Genomic DNA, 24,088 nt, shown 5'->3' with positions numbered 1-24,088 from the left:
CACGATGCTCAGGTCGCCGGTGGCAGGGAACTCGGCGCATAGCCGAAGCGACGCCGGAAGGCGGTGGTGAAGTTGCTGGCGTGTCGATAGCCCGAGAAGTGGGCGGCCTGCTGCACGCTATGGCCCTGGCGCAGGTAGTCATGGGCGAGGGTCAGTCGGCACTCGCGCAGGTAGTCGAAGACGCTCTGACCAAAAGCCGCCTGGAACTTGCGCCTCAGGCTGGCGGGGCTCATGGCGGCAAGCTCGGCCAGGGCGGCCAGGCGATGCTTGCCGGCGGGGTCGTGGTGGAGGGCGTCGCGTACCCGCTCCAGGCGTCGACACTCCTGGGGAGCCAGCCGGGCGGTAGACGACGCCGGCGAGACGTCGAGGTCGGCGCCGTGGGCCAACAGCTGCAGGCTCAGCCCCTCGAGGAGCAAACGCTGGGCTGCCCCCGCAAGGGAGCCGGCGAGAGCCTGTTCGAGACCTTGGCTCAGCGCCTCGGGTAACCGCCAGGCCTGTAGCCGAGAGGCATCGGACACTGGCGACCGCATCCCGAGCCCGGCCAGGCACGTTTCGTCGAGGCTGAGGGTCAGGGCCCGCAGGCGTTGGCCTGCTGGTTGGCAAGCGGTGAGGCCACGGTGGCGCTCGAGCCTCACGCTCAACGCCATGCCGGGCGAGAGACGCAGGGGTGGCTCATCGCCCTGGGCGACCTCGGCCCGTCCCGCCAGCAGGACGATGATCGACAGCGGCGAGGCCGCCCGCGAGCGAGAGTCGTAGTCATGGATCACCTCCACGTCGGAGGCGACCAGCTGCATGCCCGGGCGCGGCGAGAACTCGCGCACCAGGCCGCGCATCACCGGGGTCTCGGCCCGGGACGAGAGGCCCGGGACCCGGTAGTCGAGGCCGTAGCGCCGGCCATAGGCGTGCAGATCCCGGGGCGTGTGCGGGCGCACCTGGACGCGTTGCGAGTTCATGTGCTCGCTTTCGCCACCCGCTTGCCCTTCGCCGTCGTGGCGCCGCGCCGACATTCCAGCGGGCAGTTGGCGCAGTAGCCCAGCTCGTCGATCAGGTAGCGGATACAGCACAGCCGGCGGATCCGGGTGGGGGCGTCGGCCTTTCCGGGGTCGACATAGCGCACCGGGCGGAAGAGCGGGTTGCGTCGGCCGTCGGGCAGGCTGCGGCTCTCCATCAGCGCCCGGGCGGGCTCGCCCACGTCCGGCCCGGCCATCGGGTGGTCGGCCAGGGCGCCGGCAAAGTACTCGAAGTAGTTGCCGGCATTGCTCCAGAACACCTTGGGCGAGGCCCCGGTGGCCATGGCCAGGGCCTCAACCAGCGGCACCAGGTGATCGTCGAGCAGGGTGGTGAACCGCGAGAGGGCGCCAAGCTCGCTCAGGGGGCGGCCGGCATGGCGAAGGACCAGGCCGGTGGTCTGTCCCTCGGGAGATTGCTGGAGGTGCAGGTCGTCGAGCCCCAGCGGCAGGTCGCGCTCGAGCAGCAGGTTGGCCGCCAGGCCGTGGGCCGCGAGCGCGCTGAAGTGCCACTTGGACCAGAGCGAGGCCACCGCCCGGCGGTCGCCGTGGCCGTACCGGGTACCGAAGCGCTCGAACAGCTCGGCGAGGTAGACCGGTTCGAGCAGGGTGCGGGCGGGCAGGGCGTCGGGGCCAGGCGTCGGCGTGACCCGGGGTGGCGCCAGACCCTCCAGGGGACCGATGTAGAGCGTCGACAGCGCTTGGGTCATGGGGCCTCCGCCGGGGATGTTGATGGCGAATGATAAGTAAAATGGGAATCGTTATCAAATTTGCCTTCTGCGTCAGGCGGCGCCCTCCAGCTGTGCTCGACACCGCTCGATGGCCTGGGTCACGTATCGCCCGGCCATGCGCTCGGAAACGTCGAGGCGGTGACCGATCTCCGCCTGGGTCAGCCCCTCTAGCCGGTGCCAGGTGAGCGCCTGCCGCAGTCGGTGCGGCAGGGCGTCCAGGGCCTCGCGCAGGCGCATCAGGCAGAGGCGGCGCTCGGTCGCCTCCTCGGGACAGGGGCGCGGACAGGCCAGGCACAGCGCAGGGTCGTCCAGGGGCTGGCTGGCGGGGCGTGAGCGGCAGCGTCGGTGATGGTCGATGACCAAGTTGCGGGCCATGCGGAACAGGTAGGCCCGGGGCTCCTCGAGCCGGCCGGGTGCGGGGTGTTGGCCAAAGCGCAGGAAGACCTCCTGGCAGAAGTCCTCGGCGAGGTGGGGGCACGGCAGCTGGCGCCGCAGGTAACCAGCGAGGTCCGTGGCGTGACGCTGGAAGAGGGCGTCGAGATCGGGATGGTCCGTCATGGGAGACTCCGTCCTGGGAATCGTAGCGTTGCGTTTCATGATCCTGAGGATCGTTATCACCGCTGGGGAGCCAGGCGCCGCCCGGGCGACGACGCCTGGCTCGTCGGCGTCAGGCCAGGGCGTCGTCGGTCGTCCTGGCTTCGACCGGGGTCGGCCGATAGGCGGCGATGGGGTTGACCAGGGTGCCGGCGAACTGGAGGTTCTTCGCCGGGTCGGCCAGGTCGATCATCTGCTGGTGGTCGTTGAGCTGCAGCCGGTTCAGGCAGGAACGGGTGAACTCCGGGGCGAAGAGGTCGTGCCGGGTGAACTTCTCGGCGAACTCGGGATGGTCCTGTTGGTAGTCGATGACGCAGTGGGCCACCCGCTCCCAGAACTCGCTCTCGGTGATGTCCCCCTGTTCGACGAGGATCGGGGCCATGAAACGCAGGAAGCAGTCGAAGACGTCGGTGAAGATCGACAGCACCTTGAGCGGCTCGGGCACCGCCACGGCGATGCGCGAGACGGCCTCGGGCAGTTCCACCTCGGTGTTCATGATGCCGATCTCCTCGGCGATGTCCTTCATGATGGCGCGCACCGGCACGCCGTCCTCGAGCTGCAGGATCAGGTTCTCGCCGTGGGGCATGAACACCAGGTCGTAGGCATAGAAGCAGTGCAGCAGCGGGCGGAAGTAGACCCGCAGGTAGCGGTCCAGCCAGTCGCGGGTGGCGAGCCCCGAGGCGGCGATGAGCCTGGGCAGCAGGGCGCGCTCCTCGGCGTCGACGTGGAGCAGGGCGGCCATGGTCATCAGTCGCTGACCGTCCTGCTGGTAGCGCACCGGGCTCTCCCGCCACAGGCAGGCCAGCATCTTCTTGTAGGCGCTGTAGCGGTCGAAGGCGGGCTCGATGGCGTCGCGGCGAAAGCCGATGGCCGCCTCCTCGCGCAGCACCGTGAAGCCCTGGGCACGCAACTCCGGGTCGTCGTCGACCAGGGCCTTGATCCAGTCGTTGATGGCCGGGGTGGCGCGCATGTAGTTGGGTGAGAGGCCGCGCATGAAGCCCATGTTGAGGATCGACAGCGCCGTCTTCACGTAGCGCCGGCTCGGCTGGCTGACGTTGAACCAGGTGCGGATCGACTGCTGGGCGCGGTACTGATCAAGGCCGTAGCCCAGGCAGACGATGCGGTTTCGGGCCACCTCGGCGGCGAAGGTGATGGCCAGCTTGTGGAACCACTGCCAGGGATGGGCGGGCATCAGCAGGTAGTCCGCGGGGTCGAGGCCGCGTGCCTCGAGCCGGCGGTGGAAGTCGGCGAGCGTCGCCGCGCCCAGCTCCTCATTCAGCAGCGCCGCGTAGTCCAGGCCCTCGATGGCGCTGAAGTGGGCGTCCTCGCGGTGCACGGCCAGCCATACCAGGGTGATGGGGGCGGCGGCCTCCGGCGCATAGGCGTGATAGTCCACGGCGTCGAACCCCATGCGACCGTTGTTGGCCACGAACACCGGGTGGCCCTCGGTCATGGCGGCCTCCAGGGTCTGGAAGTCGGCGTCGACCAGGCCATCGGCGTCGGGGCGGGTGCCGGCGAGCTTGTAGGTGCCGCCGAACAGGGTGCTGGCGACCTCCTCCAGGTAGACCGGCAGCATCTCGTCGCCGATGCCCAGGGGCCGGCGGAACTCGAGGATGAAGCGCTGGGCGTCGAGCGCCGCTGGAGCGCCGTCGACGCGCTTCTCCAGGGAGTCGAGGTCGATCACCCAGTGATCCAGGGCCAGGCGGCGGGCGCGGAAGCGGTACTCGGCCGCCTCGCCGGGGGCGACCAGCCGGTAGTCGCCAGGGCCGTTTGCGTCTACGGAGAGCGTCTCCGGTGTAAACAGCCGCTCGTGGCTGAACTCGGCGATGGCCTTGCGGATCAGCCAGCGGTTGGCCCGGGCCCAGCGCTCGGGCGTCAGGTGGGCGGCGGCGTCGGCTGGGTCGGCGGCCAGGGCCGGGTCCAGGCGCGGGTTCTCGGCGCTCACCGCCGCGGCGAAGGCCGCCCGATCGCAGAAGGCCAGGTGGGCGGTCTTCTCGAGAAGCGCGACCTCGCGGTCGTAGACGAAGCCGACCCGGCGGTTGAGCGGATGGATCTTGCGATTGTTGACGTCTGGCTCCACGACCACCCGTTGGGTGCCATCGTCTTCGAACATGAAGGCCAGGATGGTGGTGATCACCTGAGTGCTGAAGCCGGGCAGCGGCGTCTCGGCGGGGGCCACCAGGAAGTGCATGCCGCGGTCGCCCTCGGCCACAGCGTAGTGCTCGCCGATGGGATCATGGCGGGGGTCGTAGCACTCCACCAGGAAGGCCGGCTCGCCGTCGAACAGCCCCAGGTAGCCCTGGGCATTGTCGCTCTCCTGGAGGTCGCGGTAGAAGGCCTGGACGCGTTCTGGCGAGTGGCCCTGCATGCCCCAGAAACGGGCCCGGGGTGCACTCACCCAGGCGTGGATCCGTGCCAGATCCTCGGGCAGGTGCAGCGGGCGCAAGCTGAAGGTGCCCAGCCCCTGGGCATGGCGGCGGTAGGCGAGACGGGTGATCGGGGTCGGTTGGAAGAGGTTCATGGTCAGGTCCTTGCAGAAACGGGTTCGGTGGGTCGCGCCGGGGTCGCCTCGGCCGAGGCCAGCAGCAGGCGATGGGCCAGGGCGCAGAGCACGAAGCCCAGCGCGGCGACGAGGAAGGGGCTGGCCAGGCCCTGGGCGTCGACCAGGCCGCCGGCGCCCCAGGAGGCGACGAGCACGCCGAGCCCCTGGAAGACGTGGATCTTGCTGAAGTCGCTGGCGTAGCGCGCCGGCGTGCTCAACTGGAAGATGCGCACTTCCAGACGCACGGTGACTCGGAACAGCGCCCAGCCGAACAGCACCCGGCCGGCCAGGAGGGCGGCGATCTCGCCGCTGGCCTGCAGCAGCAGGCCGACCAGGCCGATGGCCAGTGGCAGGACGATGGCCTCGCCGCCCGAGCGGCGGCCCAGCAGGTCGAAGGCCAGCAGGGCCACGGCCACGCCACCGGGAATGGCGAAGACCGCGCCGGCCAGCACCTCGCCGGGCAGGCCCGAGGCCAGCTCCCAGAACCGGGCGAAGAAGGGCCGGGTCAGGGTGGCGCTGAAGGTGAACACCAGCATCACCACGCCCAGGCGCAGGATGGCGCCACTGGTGCCCGGGGCCGGCGGGGTGGTGGGGGCGGCGTGGGGCGCCCGGCCGCGCCGCAGGAGCAGCAGGCAGACCGCCACCTGCAGCGCGTCACTGACCGCCATCACCCGGAATACCTGGGCCGCCTGCCAGTGTTCCAGCACCAGGCCGCCGATCACGGCGCCGAGGATGCCGCCGGTATGCACCACCACCGAGAGGGTGCCGATCAGAGTGGCGTGGCGGTCCTGGGGTTCGAAGTGCATCAGGTAGGGATAGACCAGCAGGTAGCTGGCCTTGGCCACCAGCATGGCCATCGACAGGCCCCAGAACCACGGCAGCGAGGTGACCACTGCGCAGGACAGGCTCAGGCCGCCGGCCACCAGCTGGGTGCCGACCAGCAGGCGCAGGGTGCCGACCCGGCGCGCCAGGCGCGCCCAGACGGGCAGCGCCAGCATCACCACCAGGCAGCTCATGGCCAGGTAGCCGCCGATGTGCGACGGATCACTCACGGCGAAGCGTTCGGCGAAGAACTGCGGGTAGAAGGGCAGCAGCATGGCGTCGCTGACCACCGCCACGGCGGTTACGGCCACCAGCCAGGGGGTCGGGCTCATGCGGGCTCCGCATCCAGGGGTTCGAAGACGGCCTCGCTGGGGGCGCCGAAGCGCTGGTAGGCGATGCGCTCCTCGATGGGGTAGATCTCCCGGCCGGTCAGGGCACGGATGATGCAGGCGTTGCGGTAGGGGCCCATGCCGAGGTCCGGCGCCACCAGGCTGTGGGTATGCAGCTCGGCGTTCTGCACGAAGATCTCGCCGCGCCCGCCGTCGATGTCGTAGAAGCGGCCTACGGCGTAGCGCCCGGCGTCGTCGAAGGCGATCCGCGAGGTGATGGGCGCCAGGAATTCCGGCATGTGGTAGCGGTAGCCGGTGGCCATGATCAGCGCCGGGGTGCGGTGGCGGAAGTGACGCTGCTGCTCGGTGTGCCACAGGGTCAGCTCGTACTCGCCGCGCTCGACGTCATGGCGGCAGGTCTCGAGGCTCGCGTTGGTGAGCAGCTCGGAACGCACCTCGCCGCCGAGCTCCTTGGCATAGCGCAGGTCGTAGATGGCGTCGATCAGCTCCAGGTTAATGCCCTTGTAGAGGCTCTTCTGGCGCTGCATCAGAGTGTTGCGGGTGGCCTCCGGCAGGGCGTGGAAGTAGTCGATGTAGTCCGGCGAGGTCATCTCCAGGGTCAGCTTGCCGTACTCCAGGGGGAAGAAGCGCGGCGAGCGGGTGATCCAGTCGAGCCGGTAACCGAAGCGGTCGATGTCGACGAGCAGATCGTGGTAGATCTCGGCGGCGCTCTGGCCGCTGCCGATCAGGGTGATGGCCGCCTGGCGCTGCAGCTCGGCCTTGTGCTCCAGGTACTCGCTGGCGTGCAGCGGGCGCGGGTCCAGGTCGCGGCAGCCCTCCGGCAGGAAGGGCGTGGTGCCGGTGCCGAGCACCAGGTGCCGGGCCAGGTGGATCCGGGCCTCGCCGCTCACGGTGTCGCGGCAGCTCACCCGGTAGACGCCCGTGGCCTCGTCGTACTCCACCCGGGTCACCTCGGTGGCGAAGCGGATGCTGTCGAGCTGCGCCACCGCCCACTGGCAGTAGCGGTTGTACTCGTTGCGCAGCAGGAAGACGTTCTCGCGGATGTAGAAGTTATAGAGCCGGCCCTGCTGCTTCAGGTAGTTGAGCACGCTGAAGCGGCTGGTGGGGTCGGCCATGGTGACCAGGTCGGCCAGAAAAGGCGTCTGCAGGGTGGCGTCCTCCAGCAGCATGCCGGGATGCCAGTCGAAGCCGTCGCGGCGCTCCAGGAAGAGGCCGTCGAGTTCCTCGATGGGGTCGGTCAGGCAGGCCAGGCCGAGGTTAAACGGGCCCAGCCCGATGGCGATAAAGTCGTGGACGTGAACGTCGTGAAGGGGCGGTGTCATGGTCGTGTCTCGCAGGAATCAGGAAGCGGCGGCGCGGGTCGGGGCCTGGGCCTCGCACCAGGCACGGCCGTGGTGGACGATGCGCTCGACGATGGCGGTGAGGTCCTCGAGCCGGGTGTCGGGGTTGAGCAGGGTGAACTTGAGGTAGCGCTTGTCGTCGACCCTGGTGGCGGCGATCACCGCCTCGCCGTTGCGTGACAATGCCGCGCGCACGTAGGCGTTGAGCTCGTCGAGCTCGGTCTCACAGAGGTCCGCCGGGCGGTAGCGGAACACCAGGGTGCTCATCGGCGGGTCGAGCAGCACCTCGAACGCCGGGTGGCGGGCCAGCTCGTCGTGAGCCTCGCCGGCCAGGTCGATGACCCGCTCGAACATCTCGCCCAGGGCGTCGGCGCCCATGATGCGCAGGGTCAGCCACAGCTTGAGCGCGTCGAAGCGCTTGGTGGTCTGCAGGCTCTTGTTGACCTGGTCCGGGGTGCCGGCCTCGGCCTGGCACAGCGGGTTGAGGTAGTCGGCGTGGTGGGTGACGTGGCGCAGGTCACTGCGCCGGCGCACCAGGAAGGCGCTGCAGCTCACCGGCTGGAAGAAGGTCTTGTGGTAGTCGACGGTCACCGAGTCGGCGTGCTCGATGCCGGCCAGGCGGTGGCGATAGCGCCGCGAGCACAGCAGGCCCCCGCCGTAGGCGGCGTCCACGTGCAGCCAGATGCCGTGCGCCCGGCACAGCGCGGCGATCTCCTCGAGGGGGTCGATGCTGCCGAAGTCGGTGGTGCCGGCGGTGGCCACCACGGCGATGGGAATCAGGCTCATCGCCAGGCACTCTTCCAGGCGCGCCTTGAGCGCCGCGGGGTCCATGCGGAAGTGATCGTCACAGGCCACCGGCATCACCGCCTGGTAGCCGAGCCCGAGAATCGCCGCCGACTTCTGCAGGCTGAAGTGGCTGACCTCGGAGCCGAGGATGCGCAGCCGGCGATAGTCCGCGGGCAGGCCCTCGTGCTTGTTGTCGCCGTGATCCGCGAGAGCGGCGCCGTAATGGTCCCGGGCGATCATCAGCGCCATCAGGTTCGACTGGGTGCCACCGCTGGTGAAGACGCCGTCGGCGTCCTGGCCCAGGCCGATGCGGTTCGCCGTCCAGTCGATCAGCGACTGCTCGATGAAGGTGCCGCCGGCGCTCTGGTCGAAGGTGTCCAGCGAGGAGTTGATCGGCGCGAGGATCGCCTCGGCGAGGATGCCGGGCAGCACGATGGGGCAGTTGAGGTGTGCCACGTAGCGGGGATGATGGAAGTAGACGGCATCGTCCAGGTAGACCCGCTCCAGCTCCTCCAGGGCGGGGCGCAGCTCGCCGAGGGGCGCGTCCAGGTCGATGCCCTCGAAGAGCCTCTTGAGCTCCTCGGGGTGCGCCCCGGTGAAGGGGCGGTCGACGCTCGCCATCTTGCGCCGCACCAGGTCGATGCAGCGGGTCGCCTGCTGCCAGTAGTCCTCGGCATGCCGGGCATTCAAGAGGGGAGGGGCGTGGCGAGTGGGCCGCCCGAAGGCGCCGTCCGTCTGTATCATGATCTCTCCGATCGGGAGGGGGGGGGGGTGGGAATTTTATTGATAATCATTATCGATTATTATCTTGTCCTCATCACGACGGATTCGCCCTGCGGTTCTGAACCGGCGGAGCAAATTTTTCTCGGACACGCTGCGATGTTGACGGGCACACCTCGATGTTGAGGTGCATTGATAAGCATTCCCATTTGTGTCACTGTCTCGTCCCGTTCGAGATCTTTACCGGAGAGCCATCGTGAGGATGTTTCGCTTCCCCGCCGCGTTCGCTGTGGTCGTCGCCCTGTGGGGTGTCGGCCTGGCTCAGGCTCAGGAGTCGCTGATCGATCGATCGGCCGAGGCGCAGCGTCGCCAGGCCGAGCTGCAGACGCGCATCGACGCCGCCGATGACGAGACGCGCCGGCTGATCGGCGAGCTGCGCCAGGCCAGGGCCGAGGCGCAGCGGGTCGAGGCCTACAACGCCGAACTTGCGCGCGTGGTGGAGCGCCAGGACGAGACGTTGGCGCGCCGCGAGCGCGCCCTGGAGGGCGCCGTGACGACCCGCGAGGGGCTGCCGCCCCTGTTGCGCGGGATGGTCGAGCGCCTCGACGGGTGGATCGAGGCCGATTTGCCGTTTCTTGAAGACGAGCGCCGAGCTCGGGTCGCGAGCCTGGAGCGCGTGCTCTCCGATCCGGCGCTGTCGCCCGCCGAGCGGCTGGATCGCGTGCTCGCCGCCTGGCGCGGCGAGCTCGCCTACGGGCGCGAGCTGGATGCCTGGCGTGGCCTGCTGGACGGCGAGCGGGAGGTGGACTTCCTGCGGCTGGGGCGAGTCGGCTTCTACTACCTGACCCCGGACGGCCGCGAGGGTGGCGTGTGGAAGGTCGATGAGCAGGCCTGGCAGCCGCTCGGCAAGGCGTCGCGCCAGAGGCTCGAGAACGGCCTGCGCGTCGCCCGCGAGCAGCGCGCGCCCGAGCTGCTGACGCTGCCGGTCTCTCAGCCGATCTCCCAACAAGAGACGACTCACGAGAGCGGAGGAGAGGCCTCATGATGCTGTCACGCTGTGCAAGCCGCCTGCTGCTGTGCGGGGCCCTGGTGCTGCCGGCGGCGCTGCTTCAGGCCCAGACCGAAACACAAGCCCAGCAGGGCGCCGCCCCGGCCTCTTTCGCCGAGGCGCGCCAGGCCGAGCTCGAGCGGGACAGGGCGCGCCTGGCCGAGCTGGTCGACGATCGCGACGCCCTGCGTCGCGCCGTCGAGGCGGCCCGCGAACGCCGCGACGCGGCGGCCGAACGGCGCCGGGCCCTCGAGGCGCAGCGCGACGATCAGCAGGCCCGCCACGAGGCGCTGGCGGCGCGGCAGCAGGCGCAGGGCGGCGAGCTCTCGGCCGTCAAGCCGGTGCTGGAACGCCATGTCGGCGAGCTGCGCGACGCCCTCGGCCAGAGCTGGCTCACCCTCGACGGCCCCGAGCTGCCCGCGCGCGGCGACGCGGAGTCGCTGCCCGATCTCGCGCGGATCGAGTCGTTGGCCGATGCGTTGATGGCCTTCACCCGGGAGACCGGGCGCATCGAGCGGCTCACCCTGCCGGTGGCCTCGGTCGACGGCCGCGTCGTTCCCCGTGAGGTGCTGCGGCTGGGGGACCTGGCCATGATCGGCGACGGGCGCTGGCTGCGGCGCGACTCTCCGGACCTGCCGCCGGCGGCGCTGGCCGCGACGCCTGATGCGGCTGGCGAGACCCTGGCGGCCTTCGCGCGGGGCGAGAGCGACCGGGTCACCCTCGACCCCACCGGCGGCGAGCTGCTCAAGGCGCTGTCCCAGCGCCCCGATCTGCTGGCCCGCTTCCACCAGGGCGGCGCCGTGGGCTACGTGGTGGTGGCCCTTGGCGGGCTGGGGCTCTTGATCGCGCTGGGCCAGTACGGCTATCTGATGCTGGTGAGCGCGCGTCTGCGTCGCCAGCTTCGGGATGGTGCGAGCCTGCGCGACGACAACCCCCTGGGGCGCGTGCTGGCCAAGGTGCAGACGCTGCGCCAGGGCCTGGTGCCCGAGGCGCTGGAGGCGCGCCTCGACGAGGCCCTGCTCGCCGAGCTGCCGCGGCTCGAGCGTGGGCAGGCACTGGTCAAGCTGCTGGCGGCGGTGGCACCGCTGCTGGGGCTGCTCGGCACCGTGACCGGCATGATCGGCACCTTCCAGTCGATCACCGTGTTCGGCACCGGCGACCCGCAGCTGATGGCCGGCGGCATCAGCCAGGCGCTGGTCACCACGGTGCTGGGCCTGATCACGGCGGTGCCGCTGATGCTCGCCCACACCGCACTCGCAAGCCGCAGCCGCTGGCTCTCCGGGGTGATCGAGGGACGGGCCAGTGCCGAGCTGGCCGAGCACCTCGAGGCCCTGCCGGCCACCGCCCCGCATCGCGAGTCGCACCATGCCGCTGCCCTGGCCTGAGTTCATGGCGAGCGCCACCGCGCCGCTCGCCTGGCTGGGCCAGGCCGGGGGGCCGGTGCTGGTGGCCATCGGTGCGGTGGCCATGCTGCTCTTCTCCCTGGCGCTGGAGCGCTGGTGCTACTTCCGCTTCGTCTGGCGGCGTCAGCGTCAGGCCCTGGTGGCGCGCTGGGTACGGCGCGACGAGCATGCCAGTTGGAGTGCGCTGACGCTGCGCGAGGTCTGGACCCAGGAGCTGATCGCCCGGCTGCGCCGCCCGCTGCCATGGCTCAGGCTGCTGGTGGCGCTGTGCCCGCTGCTCGGCCTGCTGGGCACGGTGACCGGCATGATCACCGTCTTCGAGGGCCTGGCCGCTAGCGAGACCAGCCAGGCCCGCGCCATGGCCGACGGCGTTGCCCGGGCCACGCTGCCCACCCTCGCCGGCATGGCGGTGGCGGTGGCCGGGCTGCTGTTCACCACTCGTCTTGAACATATCATTCGGCGCGAGGATCAGCGGCTGCACGACCGCATGGCTCGCGCCGTGGAGGAGCACGATGCGTAGGCGTCGCCTGAGTGCCGACAGCGGCGAGTCCAGCGAGGTCAACCTGACTCCCATGCTGGATGTCGTCTTCATCATGCTGATCTTCTTCATCGTCACCACCAGCTTCGTCAAGGAGAGCGGCGTTGAGATCGAGCGTCCCTCGTCGAGCGGCGCGACGCCGCGGCCTGAGGCCCAGGTGATGGTGGCCCTGACCGCCGAGGGCGCTGTGTGGGTCGATGGTGAGCCGGTAGACGCGCATCGCGTCGGCGAGGCCGTGGCGCCGCTGGTGAGCGAGGCCGGTGGGGTGGTGATCCAAGCCGACCGTGCCTCCACCACCGGCCTGCTGGTCGAGGTGATGGATCGCCTGCGTGAGGCGGGCGTCGAGCAGATCGCGGTGGCGGCCTCGCGGGAGGGCGCGTGATTCGCTGGCCGCTGGCGGCGTTGGCCGGTGCGTCCCTGGCGCTGCTGCTGTTCTGGGGGCTGGCGCTGCTGGTGGCGCCGCCCGAGGCGGACATCGAGCGGCGCGAGATGGTCATGACGATGAGCATGGCCGACGCCATGGAGCGGCCGGCAGAAGCGGCCGAAGCGCCGGCGGCCGCCCCCCCCGTCAGCGCGCCGTTGGCGCCTCGGCCCGCTCCGCCTACTCCGCCGCCACCGGCGCCCATGCCTGATAGCACCTTGTCACTGCCGGAACCGACGCTTGCCGGTCCTCCGTCGGTGCAGCCCGAGGAGATCGCCGAGCTCGACACCGCGCTGCCCGAGCTGACGGAGGCGGCCCCCGAGCCCCCGCCTGAGCCGACGCCTGAGCCGGAACCCCAGCCGGCTCCGTCGACCGCGCCGCCGAGCCCGGCGCCTTCGGCTAACGAGGCGTCGGCGCAGGCCGCCGCCTCGGGGCAGGGCACGCCGAGCGCCGATGGCGAGGCCCGCCAGACGGTGCAGGATGTGGGGCAGGCGACGCCCACCCGTCGCGTGCCGCCGAGCTACCCGCGTCGCGCCCAGCGCCGCGGCCTCGAGGGGCACGTGGTGGTGGAGTTCCTGATCCGCCCCGACGGCCGGGTAAAGTCCGGCTCGGTCCAGGTGGTCGATGCCCGCCCGCGTCGCGTCTTCGACGAGGCGGCCACGCGTGCCGTGGCCGACTGGCGCTTCGCGGCCGATGGCCGACTGCGCCGCGCCCGACAACGACTCGAGTTTCAGCTGAGGTGAGCCCATGCCCCATGGTGTGATTCGATATCGCCCGAGCTTGAAAGGCCTGCTGACCGGCCTCTCGGTCTTGCTGCTGATGGCCTCTGCCTCGCTGCAGGCCCAGCCGGCCCTGCCCGGAAGCTTCATTCGCGATCTGAAGGGCCTCGAGGCCCGGCTCGAGCAGGCACCCGCCGAGGTGCTGGGCAAGGCGCGCCGCCAGGCTGAACGCCTGGCGGCGGGCAACGACGCCGATCGCTGGGCGCGGGCCCTCTACCTGCAGCTGGCGGCCGGTGCCGCGGCGCGTCAGGGGGAACACGGGCAAGCCGCCGAGTGGCTGGATGCCGCGGTGAAAAGCGAACCGGCCCCGGCGGCCTGGCGCCAGGCGCGCCGTCGCGAGGCGGCATTCCAGTATCGCGCCGCGGGGCGAACGCCCCTGGCCGTGGACCGCCTCGCCCGCTGGCTGGAGGCGACGTCGGCGCCTCCCGCCGACGAGTGCTGGCGGCTGATCGGCTGGCTGACCGAGCTGGAGCGCTGGGAGTCGGCCGCCACGCGGCTCGAGGCGCTGGATGAAGCGCCGCAGGGAGAGGATCGTCGGACACTGGCGCTCACTATCTATCGACAGGCGGGCCGCGACGGCGAGGCCCTGTCGCTGCTGCGCGAGGGCCTGGATCGCGAGGCGTCGCCCCAGGCGTGGCGCCGTGCCGCGGCGCTGGCGCAGCACCTGGGGGATCCGGCGCTCGCCGCGGCGCTCTGGGAGGCCGGCTGGCAGCGGGGAGCGCTGTCAGGCGAGGAGGACCTGCGCCGCATGGCGAGCCTGCATCTCGCCGGGGGTACCCCCGCACGGGCGGCCGAGCATCTGGAGAGAGGGCTTGAGGCCGGCGTGCTGGCGAGTGATGCGCGCCAGCGGCGACTGCTGGCCAGGGCCTGGGAGGCGGCCCGCGACCATGGCCGGGCGCTCTCGGCCTGGGAGGCGGTGGCCCGTGAAAGCGAGCAGGCGGATGACTGGCTGCGCCTGGGCCAGCTCGCCCACGGCTGGGGAGAGGCGGCGCTGGCGGGCCGCGCCCTGAGGCGGGCCCGCGCGCTGGGCGCCGAGGAGGCCGAGGCGTGGCTCGCCTCGCTGTCCGGTGGGGCGGAGCAGGGCGCCCCGCCGACGGGCGATCAGAGCGAGAGCTCGGTCCAGACCGGGGCGTGATCCGAGGGCTTCTCCATGGCGCGCAGCGCGTAGTCGATGCCGGCGTCCGCGACGCGCTCGGCGAGCGGCGCGCTGACCAGGATATGATCGATGCGTAGCCCGCGCCGTGGCTCGCGCTCGAAGCCGCGGGAGCGGTAGTCGAACCAGCTGAAGCGGTCGTCGACCTCCGGGTAGCGAATACGGTAGCTGTCGGTCAGGCCCCAGGCCTTGATGCCGGCCAGCCACTCGCGCTCCACCGGCTGGAAACTGGTCTTGCCCTCGCGCAGCCAGCGCTTGCGGTTGGCCTCGCCGATGCCGATGTCGAGGTCCTCGGGGGAGATGTTGAAGTCTCCCATCACCGCCAGGCGTTCTTCGGGGCGATGCTGTGTCTCCAGCAGGCGCTGGAGCTGGGCGTAGAACTCACGCTTGTGGGGAAACTTCACCGGGTGCTCGACGTTCTCGCCCTGGGGGAAGTAGCCGTTCCAGACCGTGATCGGCGTGCCGCCGCCCGGTGACAGCCGGGCGCCGATCATGCGGCTCTGGGCCTCGTCCCCGTCGTCGGGAAATCCCTTGAAGATTGCCTCGGGCTCGCCGCATTGGGCCGTGTCGATCATCAGGGCCACGCCGTAGTGGCCCTTCTGACCGTGAAACTCGACCCGGTAGCCCATCGCCTCCACGGCGGCCACGGGAAACTCGCTGTCCTGAACCTTGGTCTCCTGCAGGCCGATCACGGCCGGGCGATGCGCCTCGATCAAGGCCTCGAGCTGGTGCAGGCGGGCACGAATGCCGTTGATGTTGAATGACACCAGGCGCATCGGTCAGTCGTCCTTGTGCTCGGTCGTGTCGGGGTGAATCTCGATGGACGGCCCCGCTTCCTGGCGGGCCTGCTTGCGAGCCGCCTGCAGCTTGCGCTGCTGGCGCTTCTTCTGGGAAAAGCGGGTCGACGAGGTCACCTGATCGGGATTCTCGTGGCGCCACTTCTTGAAATCCTTGCGCTTGCCGGTGCGAATCTTCACCTTGTCGGCCAGCGAGCGGGTCTTCTTTTGGCGTGTCATGGTGCAACTCCTGCATGTCAGGGCGCCATTCTAGCAGCCGCGACCCACCTGCCGACAGCAATCAACCGCCGACAGGCGTCCGGGGGCGCCCTCGCCGCCGGAGGCTGTTACAATGCCGGTTTGCGTCACGCACCCCATCCACTGAAACGGACAAGACAGCACAGCCTATGAGCGAGTCGGAACAGACCCCAGCACCGGCCCAGAACCGCAAGCCCAAGCGTCGGCGGCGCAAGCCGCGGCGGCGTCAGTCGAACTGGGATCTGCGCCAGTTCCAGGTCCCTGCCGTGGCGGGCAAGTGGCGCTTCCACGACTTCGATCTGCCGCTGCCGCTGATGCGGGCGATCCATGCCCTGGGGTTTGAATACTGCACGCCGATCCAGGCCGAGGCCCTGGCTCAGACCCTGCTGGGCGGCGACGTGGTCGGCAAGGCCCAGACCGGCACCGGCAAGACCGCGGCCTTCCTGATCTCGATCCTGACCTACTTCCTCGAGGAGGAAGCGCCCAACGCCCAGAAGCCGGGCGCGCCGCGCGCGCTGATCGTGGCCCCGACCCGCGAGCTGGCGCTGCAGATCGAGAAGGACGCCAAGGCTCTGGCCCGCTTCACCGACCTCAAGGTGGCGAGCGTGGTGGGCGGCATGGACTACCAGAAGCAGCGCGAGGCGCTGGGCGACAAGCTCGACCTCCTGGTCGCCACTCCCGGCCGGCTGCTGGACTTCCATGAGAAGCGCGATGTCGACCTGACCCAGGTGGAAGTGCTGGTGCTCGATGAGGCCGACCGCATGCTGTCGATGGGCTTCATTCCCGACGTCAAGCGCATCATCCGCCATACGCCCAGCACCGAGCAGCGCCAGACCTTCCTGTTCTCGGCGACCTTCAGCCAGGACATCCTCAACCTGGCTAGCCAGTGGACCCATCAGCCGGCCCACGTGGAAATCGCGGTCACCGTCGACAACGCCGCCGATATCGACCAGCGCGTCTACCTGGTCGGCGACGAGGACAAGCAGCGTCTGCTGGTCAACCTGCTCAAGCAGGAGAGCTTCGATCGCGTGATGGTCTTCGGCAACCGCCGCGACCTGGTGCGCAAGCTCGACGACCTGCTCGAGAAGGCCGGCATCAACGCCGCCATGCTCTCCGGCGACGTGCCCCAGAACCAGCGCATCGAGACCCTCGAGAAGTTCCGCGAGGGCAAGATCCAGGTGCTGGTGGCCACCGACGTGGCGGGGCGCGGCATCCACATCGAGGATGTCAGCCACGTGATCAACTACACCCTGCCGGAGGATCCGGAGGACTACGTCCACCGCATCGGCCGCACCGGCCGTGCCGGCGCCAAGGGCGTATCGATCAGCTTCGTCGGCGAGGAGGACGCCTTCTCCCTGCCGGAGATCGAGCGCTACATCAACGACAAGCTGCCGTGCGAACACCCGCCGGAAGGGCTGCTTTAACGGCAGCTGTTAGCTATAAGCTGTAAGCCTTAAGTAATAAAGGGCTTGCAGCTTTGGCGGAGCCGCCCATAGAGCCAGGTTAGGCGCAGCTGGAATGTTTTTCTCTCACAGCTTACGGCTTAAGGTTTACCGCTAGGACGGATATGCTTGACGAGGCGCTGAAGGGCGAGATCCAGGAGGCCTATCGCCACGTGCTCGAGGGCCTGGGGCTCACCCCGCGCTACGGGCAGCGGCTGATGATCGCCGAGATCGCCCGCACCCTGGCGGGCATCGAGGCGGATGAGGCCGGCCGACGCCTAAGCGACGAACACGTCTGCGTGCTGGAGGCCGGCACCGGCACCGGCAAGACGCTGGCTTACCTGCTGGCCGCGCTGCCGGTGGCTAAGGCCCGCGGCAAGCGGCTCGTCATCGCCACCGCTACCGTGGCCCTGCAGGAGCAGGTGCTCCATCAGGACCTGCCCTCGCTCAAGGCCCACAGCGGGCTCTCCTTCGACTACGCCCTGGCCAAGGGGCGCGGCCGCTACGTCTGCGTGGCGCGCCTCGATCAGGCGCTGGACGGCGGCGAGGAGAACCCGACGCTGTCGCTCTTCGAGCAGTCGCTGGCCAGCGGCGGCGACGACTTCCAGGCGCTGGTCAAGGAGCTCGGTGATGCCTACGGCAACGGGCGCTGGGAGGGTGATCGTGACAGCTGGCCCGAGGCCATCGACGACGGCCACTGGCGCCGCCTGACCGTGGATCATCGCCAGTGCACCAATCGCCGCTGCGGCCACTTCGCCTCCTGCGCCTTCTTCCGCTCCCGCCGCCACCTCGACAGCGCCGACATCATCGTCGCCAACCACGACCTGGTGCTGGCCGACCTGGCGCTGGGCGGTGGCGTGGTGCTGCCCGACCCCGGCGACTGCATCCACGTCTTCGACGAGGGGCATCACCTTCCCGACAAGGCGCTGCAGCACTTCACCCATCGCATCGCCATCGGCGGGGCGCTGCGCTGGCTGCGCACCCTGAAGAGCTCGCTCACCGAGCTCAACCAGGCGCTGGCCGTGCAGCCGACCCTGGCCCGCCTGCTGGCCGGGCTGCCCGAGGCGATCAACGTGCTGGAGCCGCGCCTCGGTGAGGCGTTCGCGCTGGGTCACCAGCTCGCCGGCCGACCCCAGGGGCTTGGCGAGGGCGAGGAGAGCCGGCACCATCGCTTCGAGATGGGGCGCGTGCCGGACGCGCTGCGCGAGCATGCCGACGGCCTGGTGACGCTGTTCGCCGAACTCTCGCGGACCCTGGAGTCCATGGCGGACATCCTGCGCGAGAGCCTCGACCCGGAGAAGCACACCGGCCTGCCCCGAGAGCAGGCCGAGGCCTGGCTGCCGCTGGTGGCGCTGCTGCACGGTCGGGCCCTGGAGGCCCATGTCCTCTGGGTGGCCTTCGCCGAGACGGACCCCGAGGGCGAGCCGCCCCGGGCCCGCTGGCTGACCCTGGAGCGTTTCAATGGCGAGCCGGAGTTGAACTTTTCGGCGAGCCCGGTCTCGGCGGCGCACACCCTGGCGCGCAACCTCTGGGGCCGCACCTATGGCGCCGTGATCACCTCGGCGACCCTCACCGCACTGGGCCGCTTCGAGCGTCTCCAGGAGCGGGCCGGGCTGGCCAATCGCTATCGCTACCAGCGCCTGCCGAGCCCCTTCGACTACTCCCGGGCGGTACTCAGCGTGCCCCGCGAGGCGGTCGATCCCGCCAACCGCGAGGGTCATGAGCGGGCCATCGTCGACTTCGTCGAGGCCCTCGGCGAGCGGGAGGCGGTGTTGATGCTCTTCTCGTCCCGGGCGCAGCTGCGCGGCGTGGAGAAGGCGCTCTCCCGGGCGCGCCGCGAGCGGGTGCTGGCCCAGGACCGGCTGCCCAAGCGCGAGCTGATCACCCGCCATCGGGCGCGGGTCGATGCGGGGGAGGGCAGCATCATCTTCGGCCTGGCGAGCTTCGCCGAGGGCATCGACCTGCCCGGCGACTACCTGACCCACGTGGTGATCACTCGGCTGCCCTTCTCGGTGCCGGATGATCCGGTGGGGGCGACCCTGGCCGAGTGGATCGAGAGCCGGGGCGGCAACCCCTTCATGCGCATCAGCGTACCCGACGCCTCGATCAAGCTGGTGCAGGCCTGCGGTCGACTGATCCGCAAGGAGGCCGACCAGGGGCGCATTACCTTGCTCGACCGTCGGGTGCTGACGCGTCGCTACGGCCGTGCGCTGCTCGACGCCCTGCCGCCCTTCGTGCGCGAGATCGACGGGGTGGTGCAGGACGCCGGATGAAGCTGATCCTCAGCCGCAAGGGCTTCGACAGCGCCGCCGGTGGTGTGCCGAGCCCGATCCTGCCCGACGGGCGGCTGATCGTGCTGCCCATTCCCGACGACCACTCCCTCACGACCTACGGCGAGCTCGCCCAGGACGGCGAGCCGCTGGCCCCCCTGGTCAGTGACCTGACCCGGGGCCGGCTCACTGCTCGAGATCGGGTGCATCTCGACCCCGATCTGCTGGAAGCGAGCCTGTCTCGCCACCCGGGCTGGCGCCCGCTGTTCGGCCAGATGGGACAGGCCCAGGGCCACCTGCGCAATCAGGGTGTCGGGCCGGGGGATCTGTTCCTATTCTTCGGGCTCTTCCGCCGGGTCGCGCCAGGCCGCGACGGCTGGGCCTTCGTGCCGGAGGCGCGGCCTCGCCACCTGCTCTGGGGCTGGATGCAGGTGGAGCGCGTACTGTCCCTGGACGGTCCGCTGCCGGCGGAAATGGCGTGGGCGAGCGGCCATCCGCACTGCCAGCGTCGGGCGAGCAACAACGTGCTCTATGTCGCCCGCCGTCATCTGGCTCTCGACGGACTCGCCGACACCCTGCCGGGCGCCGGCGTCTTCTCCCATGACGCGCCGTCCCTGCGGCTCACCGCGCCGAGCGCCGCGAGGGTCTCCGACTGGTGGCTGCCGGCCTGGTGGTATCCGCGCCGCGGTCGTCCGCCGCTCTCCTACCACGCCGACCCCGGCCGCTGGCGGCAGCGGGCGGAGCACACCGAGCTCCGGGCCGTGGCTCGGGGCCAGGAGTTCGTGCTGGACGCCGCGGCCTATCCCGAGGCGCTGCCCTGGGCGGGCGAGCTGATCCGGGATCGTGCGGCGAGATAGGCCTGGTACGAGGCAGGTCGTTCCATGAGGCGGGGCTATCCCTGAGACGGGGCTATCCGCGAATTATCTCCGCCAACGAGACGGGCCCGCCATTTGGCGGGCCCGTCTCATGTCGTGACCGCGACTCACGCGGGGCAGGGCGCTCAGGCAGCCTGGCGACGCTTGGCCAGCACCGGGGCGAGCTTCTCGTTCATGCGCTTGAACGCCTCGACGGTGGTGTCCCAGTCGATGCAGGCGTCGGTGATCGACACCCCGTACGTGAGCTCGCTGGGATCCTCGGTCATCTTCTGATTGCCCCAGCCGAGGTTGGATTCCACCATCAGCCCGATGATCGAGTGATTGCCCTCGAGGATCTGGTTGGTGACGTTCTCCAGTACCAGCGGCTGAAGGGCCGCGTCCTTGTTGGAGTTGGCGTGGGAGCAGTCGATCATGATGTTGGGCTTCAGCTTGGCCTGGTTCAGCTCCTGCTCGGCCAGCGCCACGCTGACGCTATCGTAGTTGGGCTTGCCGTTACCGCCGCGCAGGACCACGTGGCCGTAGGCGTTGCCACGCGTACGGATGATCGCCACCCGGCCGGCCTGGTCGATGCCCAGGAAGTTGTGCGGGTGGGCCACCGACTGCAGGGCGTTGACGGCGACATCGAGGCTGCCGTCGGTGCCGTTCTTGAAGCCCACCGGGCAGGAGAGACCGGAGGACATCTCGCGGTGGGTCTGAGATTCGGTGGTGCGCGCCCCGATGGCCGACCAGCTGATGCAGTCCTGGAGGTACTGTGGCGAGATCGGGTCCAGTGCCTCGGTGGCCAGTGGCAGGCCCATCTCGGCCAGTTCCACTAGCAGCTTGCGGGCGATATGCAGTCCCTCCTCGATCTCGAAGGAGCCGTTGAGGTGCGGGTCGTTGATCAGGCCCTTCCAGCCCACCGTGGTGCGCGGCTTCTCGAAGTAGACGCGCATCACGATGTAGAGGCTGTCCTTGACCTCGTCGGCCAGGCGGCGAAGCTGGCGCGCGTAGTCAAGTGCGGCGTCCACGTCGTGGATGGAGCACGGGCCCACCACCATCAGCAGGCGGGGGTCGCGGCCGTCGAGGATGGCCTGGATGGTCTCACGGCCCTCGATCACCGTGCGCTCGGCGGCCTCGGTCAGGGGAATCTCCCGCTTCAGGGCCTCGGGGGTGATCAGAACGTCCTGGGCGAGAACGTTGAGGTTGTTGACCTGCTGTTCTGACATGGTGCTTCCTGTGTCGTGTCTGCGCTAATGGCGAAATTATTTGGCATCTACTATCGCGCGCGGGGCCGGCAAATTCAATCCAATCGTCGCGGCTGTCCGTATCATCGCGTCATCGCGCGCGGGGCCAGCAAATTCCATCGTCACGGCTGCCCGTCGGGCTGGTCGCCATGGCCGTGACGGTGGTGCGGTGAGTCGATCGGCTTGATGGACGTTCAAGAAACAGGAACACTTGTACCCTTCGAGATCGAGATTCACGACCCCGACCCTTCAGCGGCGACATGCCCCAGGTTGACACTATGCTAGCGACATCACAGCTTTCGCGACCCGAGCTCGGGTCGTCATCCACGCCTTTCCGTTCAGGGAGGGCCTGAATGGGCACCCGGGAAACCGATCAGCAACTCGTCGAGCGAGCCCAGCAAGGGGATAACCGCGCCTTCGATCTCCTGGTGAAGAAGTACCAGCACAAGATCATCGGACTGATCGGCCGCTACGTGCACGATCATGCGGAGGTGCAGGACGTCGCCCAGGAAGCCTTCATCAAGGCCTATCGGGCGCTGGGGAAGTTTCGCGCCGAGAGCGCCTTCTATACCTGGATGTACCGCATCGCCATCAACACCGCCAAGAACTATCTGGTCTCCAAGGGGCGCCGGCCACCGGGCAGCGATCTCGATATCGTCGATGCGGAGATCGTCGATCACAGCGGACGGCTAGCCGATGCCGAGACGCCCGAGGCGGCCATGGCGCGCGACCAGCTGCAATCGGCCATCTTCGAGGCGATCGAGGCGCTGCCCGACGACCTGCGCACGGCGATCACCCTGCGTGAGCTCGATGGGCTCTCCTACGAGGACATCGCGGCCATCATGCAGTGCCCCGTGGGCACCGTTCGCTCGCGGATCTTCCGGGCCCGGGAGGCGGTGGATCAGCATATTCGCCCGCTGGTCACCACCGCGCGTAACCAGGAGTCGGTGACCGAGTAATCCGGCCGGGCCGAGAAACTGCATGTTTTTTGACGATTTGCTGAACTGTCCGCGGTCTGCGGCGTCATATGCGGTGACCGGCCCGCCACCCGCGGGAGCGTACATGCCGACATGGCCAGGGCGACACGCGCCGATGTCGGAAATTACAGGCAGTCAAAGGGCCCGGAGCGGGTCGCCTTGTCGAGTGTGAGGTGTGAAGAATGAGTCAGAACGCACGGGAATCGCTTTCTGCCCTGATGGACAACGAAGGGGATGAGCTAGAACTGCGTCGCGTCCTCAAGTCACTGGATGAATCCCCGGACGCGGCCGATACCTGGCGGCGTTATCATCTCATGCGCAGCCTGATGCGCCGGGAAAATGAGGTCGATGTCGCCACCGACCTCTCCGCCGGCATCATGGCGCGGCTCGAGGACGAGCCGCTGCCGCAGGTCGAGGCCGATGACAACGGCGGCGATGGCGCGGGACGCTCCATGACCCTGATGCGCGGTGCCGGCATCGCCGCCGCGGTGTCGCTGATGGTGATCACCGGCGTGCAGTTCTATCACGGCGGCATCGGCTCCGGGCAGGTGCCCGCCGACGTGGCCGCCCAGTCGCCGTCGCAGGTGCCGTCGGGAGTGGAGCTGCAGGCGAGCCCCGCCGCCCTCGGTGGGTCTGAGCTGGCCGCGTCGCGTACCGCCGATCGTCCCTCGCTTGCCGACCTGCCGCTGTTCCAGACCCCCTCCGGCGATGGTCGGGGGCTGATGACGGTGGGCGCCGGCGTCGATTCTCCGCTGGTGCTCTCCCCGCGCCAGTCCGCGCGCATCAACCAGCAGCAGGCCCAGTTGCTGCAGTCCTACCTGGATCGTCACGCCGAGGGCGCGGCCTACGGCAGCAGTGATACCTGGATGCCACTGCTGCGTGCCTCCGGCAGCGAGTCGCTGGGTCAGCGCTGATGCGTTCGGGTCGCCCGACCCGCGGGGTCACGAGATCTCTTCCGGTGTTCCTGTTGAGCGGCCTGCTCGCGGTGTTGCCGCTGGCGGGCCTGGCGCAGGCCGCGTCCGCTCAGGGCGATGACGCCGCCGCCGAAGAGGCGAAATCTGGCCCTGCTGACAACGCTCGCGCCGGCAGCGGCGAGGCCGCGCGTTTCGACTGCCAGGCGCTGACCGACCAGCCGGCTCCCGAGGGCGCCCGGGCCTGGCTCGAGCGAAGCCTCTGGGCCAACCACTGCTACGCCTTCCAGGCCCGCGCCGTGCGCATCGGCAGCGACGGAGTCCGCTCACTGGCGCTCTCCCACGACATCGTGGAGGGGGTCGAACGCGAGGTGGCCCGGTTCCTCGACGGTCCAGCGGTGGTCTTCGAGCGGCGCGGGCGCATCGGTCGCCTGAGCTGGGCAGACGGCGACGGGGCGGTGGCCGCCTCGCCGGCCGGCATCGTCGCCCATCTCGAGGGGCTCTATCGCCTGCGGCTCAGCGGTGAGGAGCGTCTCGCCAACCGCAATGCCGTGCGCCTCGACATCGAGCCCCTAGACGATCTGCGCTATGGCCACCGCTTCTGGCTCGACAAGGCCACGGGGCTTCCCCTCAAGCAGATCCTGCTGGACGAGCAGGGGCGCGTGGTGGAAACCTTCCAGATCACCCAGCTGAATCGGCCTCGCCTCCATCGGGGGACGATCGATCTCGATCGCCTGCGTTCCGCCCCCAACGACCCCTGGTGGCCGACCTGGCTGCCCGACGGATTCATCGCCAAGCCGGTCGAGACCCGCAGCCCACGCCATAACGAGGCCATCGGGCATCGCGTCTACAGCGATGGCCTGGCCACCCTCAGCCTGTTCGTGGAGCCCGTCACCGGCAAGGATCAGCTGATGCCCGGCCTGCATCGTCTCGGGGTGTCCCATGCGGCCGTTCGCCACCGCGAGCTGGGCGGTCAGGCTCGCCAGGTGGTGGTGATGGGCGAGCTGCCGCCGCGGGTGTTGATCCGCGTGGCCGACTCGGTGACGTGGCGAACGTCGGCGGATGATGCCTCGCCCTGATCGGAACCTTTTGGCGCGAGTGCGGTAGGAACAGACACGCGCT

General features: G+C 69.6%; 22 protein-coding genes. 12 read left to right on the top strand and 10 right to left on the bottom strand.

What is annotated here, in order from left to right:
- Window positions 1–8: 8 nt before the first annotated feature.
- The 7 genes from FEI13_RS09340 to FEI13_RS09310 form a co-directional block, all read right to left on the bottom strand.
- A complete protein-coding gene (locus FEI13_RS09340) occupies window positions 9–953 on the bottom strand; it encodes a helix-turn-helix transcriptional regulator (RefSeq protein ID WP_138181265.1) in 945 nt (314 codons plus the stop codon).
- Entirely contained in the window at window positions 950–1,717 is a 768-nt protein-coding gene (gene fhuF, locus FEI13_RS09335) for a siderophore-iron reductase FhuF (protein WP_138181264.1), read from the bottom strand. Before fhuF ends, FEI13_RS09340 begins: the two co-directional genes overlap by 4 nt.
- A 72-nt stretch (window positions 1,718–1,789) precedes the next feature.
- Window positions 1,790–2,296: an RNA polymerase sigma factor gene (locus FEI13_RS09330; protein WP_138181263.1), complete on the bottom strand. Its 507-nt coding sequence runs from the start codon at window positions 2,294–2,296 to the stop codon at window positions 1,790–1,792.
- Window positions 2,297–2,405: 109 nt separating this feature from the next.
- On the bottom strand, window positions 2,406–4,853 hold the full coding sequence (locus FEI13_RS09325) for a GNAT family N-acetyltransferase (protein ID WP_138181262.1): 2,448 nt from the start codon (window positions 4,851–4,853) through the stop codon (window positions 2,406–2,408).
- Between the two features lie 2 nt (window positions 4,854–4,855).
- The gene (locus FEI13_RS09320) at window positions 4,856–6,028 is read right to left on the bottom strand and encodes an MFS transporter (RefSeq protein WP_138181261.1); all 1,173 of its coding nucleotides are present in this window, start codon (window positions 6,026–6,028) and stop codon (window positions 4,856–4,858) included.
- A complete protein-coding gene (locus tag FEI13_RS09315) occupies window positions 6,025–7,368 on the bottom strand; it encodes a lysine N(6)-hydroxylase/L-ornithine N(5)-oxygenase family protein (protein WP_138181260.1) in 1,344 nt (447 codons plus the stop codon). The genes FEI13_RS09320 and FEI13_RS09315 overlap by 4 nt, the downstream gene beginning before the upstream one ends.
- A gap of 18 nt (window positions 7,369–7,386) precedes the next feature.
- Entirely contained in the window at window positions 7,387–8,916 is a 1,530-nt protein-coding gene (locus FEI13_RS09310; protein ID WP_138181259.1) for a pyridoxal phosphate-dependent decarboxylase family protein, read from the bottom strand.
- Between the two features lie 238 nt (window positions 8,917–9,154).
- Between FEI13_RS09310 and FEI13_RS09305 the strand changes: the two genes are divergently transcribed.
- From FEI13_RS09305 to FEI13_RS09280, 6 genes are read left to right on the top strand one after another with little or no spacing between them, the layout of a single operon-like run.
- Window positions 9,155–9,937: a DUF3450 domain-containing protein gene (locus FEI13_RS09305; RefSeq protein ID WP_138181288.1), complete on the top strand. Its 783-nt coding sequence runs from the start codon at window positions 9,155–9,157 to the stop codon at window positions 9,935–9,937.
- Window positions 9,934–11,325 (top strand): MotA/TolQ/ExbB proton channel family protein, encoded by a 1,392-nt coding sequence (locus tag FEI13_RS09300; RefSeq protein ID WP_338035082.1) that lies wholly within the window; start codon window positions 9,934–9,936, stop codon window positions 11,323–11,325. The genes FEI13_RS09305 and FEI13_RS09300 overlap by 4 nt, the downstream gene beginning before the upstream one ends.
- Window positions 11,306–11,863 carry a MotA/TolQ/ExbB proton channel family protein gene (locus tag FEI13_RS09295; protein WP_138181258.1) on the top strand — a complete coding sequence of 186 codons (558 nt, stop codon included), beginning with the start codon at window positions 11,306–11,308 and terminating at the stop codon, window positions 11,861–11,863. The genes FEI13_RS09300 and FEI13_RS09295 overlap by 20 nt, the downstream gene beginning before the upstream one ends.
- The gene (locus FEI13_RS09290) at window positions 11,856–12,263 is read left to right on the top strand and encodes an ExbD/TolR family protein (protein WP_138181257.1); all 408 of its coding nucleotides are present in this window, start codon (window positions 11,856–11,858) and stop codon (window positions 12,261–12,263) included. The genes FEI13_RS09295 and FEI13_RS09290 overlap by 8 nt, the downstream gene beginning before the upstream one ends.
- Window positions 12,260–13,045, top strand: coding sequence for an energy transducer TonB (locus FEI13_RS09285; protein ID WP_138181256.1), 786 nt, complete (start codon window positions 12,260–12,262; stop codon window positions 13,043–13,045). The genes FEI13_RS09290 and FEI13_RS09285 overlap by 4 nt, the downstream gene beginning before the upstream one ends.
- Window positions 13,046–13,049: 4 nt before the next feature.
- Window positions 13,050–14,216 (top strand): hypothetical protein, encoded by a 1,167-nt coding sequence (locus FEI13_RS09280; RefSeq protein WP_240036485.1) that lies wholly within the window; start codon window positions 13,050–13,052, stop codon window positions 14,214–14,216.
- Here the strand turns inward: FEI13_RS09280 and xthA are convergent.
- Both xthA and FEI13_RS09270 read right to left on the bottom strand, forming a co-directional pair.
- Window positions 14,183–15,010: an exodeoxyribonuclease III gene (xthA, locus tag FEI13_RS09275; RefSeq protein WP_138181255.1), complete on the bottom strand. Its 828-nt coding sequence runs from the start codon at window positions 15,008–15,010 to the stop codon at window positions 14,183–14,185. The two genes, FEI13_RS09280 and xthA, sit on opposite strands and share 34 nt — an antisense overlap.
- A gap of 3 nt (window positions 15,011–15,013) precedes the next feature.
- Window positions 15,014–15,250 (bottom strand): hypothetical protein, encoded by a 237-nt coding sequence (locus tag FEI13_RS09270; protein ID WP_138181254.1) that lies wholly within the window; start codon window positions 15,248–15,250, stop codon window positions 15,014–15,016.
- A gap of 167 nt (window positions 15,251–15,417) precedes the next feature.
- On the opposite strand from FEI13_RS09270, the gene rhlB reads away from it, so the two are divergent.
- The 3 genes from rhlB to FEI13_RS09255 all read left to right on the top strand — a co-directional run bounded on the left by rhlB (window position 15,418) and on the right by FEI13_RS09255 (window position 19,837).
- Window positions 15,418–16,692 (top strand): ATP-dependent RNA helicase RhlB, encoded by a 1,275-nt coding sequence (rhlB, locus tag FEI13_RS09265; protein ID WP_138181253.1) that lies wholly within the window; start codon window positions 15,418–15,420, stop codon window positions 16,690–16,692.
- 143 nt (window positions 16,693–16,835) lie between these two features.
- A complete protein-coding gene (gene dinG / locus FEI13_RS09260; RefSeq protein WP_138181252.1) occupies window positions 16,836–18,983 on the top strand; it encodes an ATP-dependent DNA helicase DinG in 2,148 nt (715 codons plus the stop codon).
- The gene (locus FEI13_RS09255) at window positions 18,980–19,837 is read left to right on the top strand and encodes an Nmad3 family putative nucleotide modification protein (RefSeq protein ID WP_138181251.1); all 858 of its coding nucleotides are present in this window, start codon (window positions 18,980–18,982) and stop codon (window positions 19,835–19,837) included. The genes dinG and FEI13_RS09255 overlap by 4 nt, the downstream gene beginning before the upstream one ends.
- 143 nt (window positions 19,838–19,980) lie before the next feature.
- On the opposite strand, the gene FEI13_RS09250 is transcribed toward FEI13_RS09255, so the two are convergent.
- Window positions 19,981–21,060 (bottom strand): 3-deoxy-7-phosphoheptulonate synthase, encoded by a 1,080-nt coding sequence (locus FEI13_RS09250; RefSeq protein ID WP_138181250.1) that lies wholly within the window; start codon window positions 21,058–21,060, stop codon window positions 19,981–19,983.
- A 371-nt stretch (window positions 21,061–21,431) separates the two neighbouring features.
- On the opposite strand from FEI13_RS09250, the gene rpoE reads away from it, so the two are divergent.
- From rpoE to FEI13_RS09235, 3 genes are all read left to right on the top strand, one after another.
- Entirely contained in the window at window positions 21,432–22,037 is a 606-nt protein-coding gene (rpoE, locus tag FEI13_RS09245) for an RNA polymerase sigma factor RpoE (protein ID WP_138181249.1), read from the top strand.
- A gap of 200 nt (window positions 22,038–22,237) precedes the next feature.
- The gene (locus FEI13_RS09240; RefSeq protein WP_138181248.1) at window positions 22,238–22,969 is read left to right on the top strand and encodes a sigma-E factor negative regulatory protein; all 732 of its coding nucleotides are present in this window, start codon (window positions 22,238–22,240) and stop codon (window positions 22,967–22,969) included.
- A gap of 44 nt (window positions 22,970–23,013) precedes the next feature.
- Entirely contained in the window at window positions 23,014–24,045 is a 1,032-nt protein-coding gene (locus FEI13_RS09235) for a MucB/RseB C-terminal domain-containing protein (RefSeq protein ID WP_240036484.1), read from the top strand.
- Window positions 24,046–24,088: the final 43 nt, after the last annotated feature.

The sequence above is a fragment of the Halomonas urmiana genome (genome assembly GCF_005780185.1).
Classification (GTDB): domain Bacteria; phylum Pseudomonadota; class Gammaproteobacteria; order Pseudomonadales; family Halomonadaceae; genus Halomonas; species Halomonas urmiana.
The sequence above is the reverse complement of the archived record's forward strand: the minus strand, read 5'-3'. Positions and strand labels throughout refer to the sequence as shown.

Excerpts from the sequence above, each read along its gene's own strand:
- FEI13_RS09325 (WP_138181262.1), bottom strand. The coding sequence starts at position 4,853 with ATGAACCTCTTCCAACCGACCCCGATCACCCGTCTCGCCTACCGCCGC.
- FEI13_RS09255 (WP_138181251.1), top strand. The coding sequence starts at position 18,980 with ATGAAGCTGATCCTCAGCCGCAAGGGCTTCGACAGCGCCGCCGGTGGT.
- FEI13_RS09340 (WP_138181265.1), bottom strand. The coding sequence starts at position 953 with ATGAACTCGCAACGCGTCCAGGTGCGCCCGCACACGCCCCGGGATCTG.
- FEI13_RS09295 (WP_138181258.1), top strand. The coding sequence starts at position 11,306 with ATGCCGCTGCCCTGGCCTGAGTTCATGGCGAGCGCCACCGCGCCGCTC.
- xthA (WP_138181255.1), bottom strand. The coding sequence starts at position 15,010 with ATGCGCCTGGTGTCATTCAACATCAACGGCATTCGTGCCCGCCTGCAC.
- FEI13_RS09300 (WP_338035082.1), top strand. The coding sequence starts at position 9,934 with ATGATGCTGTCACGCTGTGCAAGCCGCCTGCTGCTGTGCGGGGCCCTG.
- rhlB (WP_138181253.1), top strand. The coding sequence starts at position 15,418 with ATGAGCGAGTCGGAACAGACCCCAGCACCGGCCCAGAACCGCAAGCCC.
- rpoE (WP_138181249.1), top strand. The coding sequence starts at position 21,432 with ATGGGCACCCGGGAAACCGATCAGCAACTCGTCGAGCGAGCCCAGCAA.
- FEI13_RS09320 (WP_138181261.1), bottom strand. The coding sequence starts at position 6,028 with ATGAGCCCGACCCCCTGGCTGGTGGCCGTAACCGCCGTGGCGGTGGTC.
- FEI13_RS09315 (WP_138181260.1), bottom strand. The coding sequence starts at position 7,368 with ATGACACCGCCCCTTCACGACGTTCACGTCCACGACTTTATCGCCATC.
- fhuF (WP_138181264.1), bottom strand. The coding sequence starts at position 1,717 with ATGACCCAAGCGCTGTCGACGCTCTACATCGGTCCCCTGGAGGGTCTG.
- dinG (WP_138181252.1), top strand. The coding sequence starts at position 16,836 with ATGCTTGACGAGGCGCTGAAGGGCGAGATCCAGGAGGCCTATCGCCAC.
- FEI13_RS09290 (WP_138181257.1), top strand. The coding sequence starts at position 11,856 with ATGCGTAGGCGTCGCCTGAGTGCCGACAGCGGCGAGTCCAGCGAGGTC.
- FEI13_RS09240 (WP_138181248.1), top strand. The coding sequence starts at position 22,238 with ATGAGTCAGAACGCACGGGAATCGCTTTCTGCCCTGATGGACAACGAA.
- FEI13_RS09305 (WP_138181288.1), top strand. The coding sequence starts at position 9,155 with ATGTTTCGCTTCCCCGCCGCGTTCGCTGTGGTCGTCGCCCTGTGGGGT.
- FEI13_RS09280 (WP_240036485.1), top strand. The coding sequence starts at position 13,050 with ATGCCCCATGGTGTGATTCGATATCGCCCGAGCTTGAAAGGCCTGCTG.
- FEI13_RS09310 (WP_138181259.1), bottom strand. The coding sequence starts at position 8,916 with ATGATACAGACGGACGGCGCCTTCGGGCGGCCCACTCGCCACGCCCCT.
- FEI13_RS09330 (WP_138181263.1), bottom strand. The coding sequence starts at position 2,296 with ATGACGGACCATCCCGATCTCGACGCCCTCTTCCAGCGTCACGCCACG.
- FEI13_RS09250 (WP_138181250.1), bottom strand. The coding sequence starts at position 21,060 with ATGTCAGAACAGCAGGTCAACAACCTCAACGTTCTCGCCCAGGACGTT.
- FEI13_RS09270 (WP_138181254.1), bottom strand. The coding sequence starts at position 15,250 with ATGACACGCCAAAAGAAGACCCGCTCGCTGGCCGACAAGGTGAAGATT.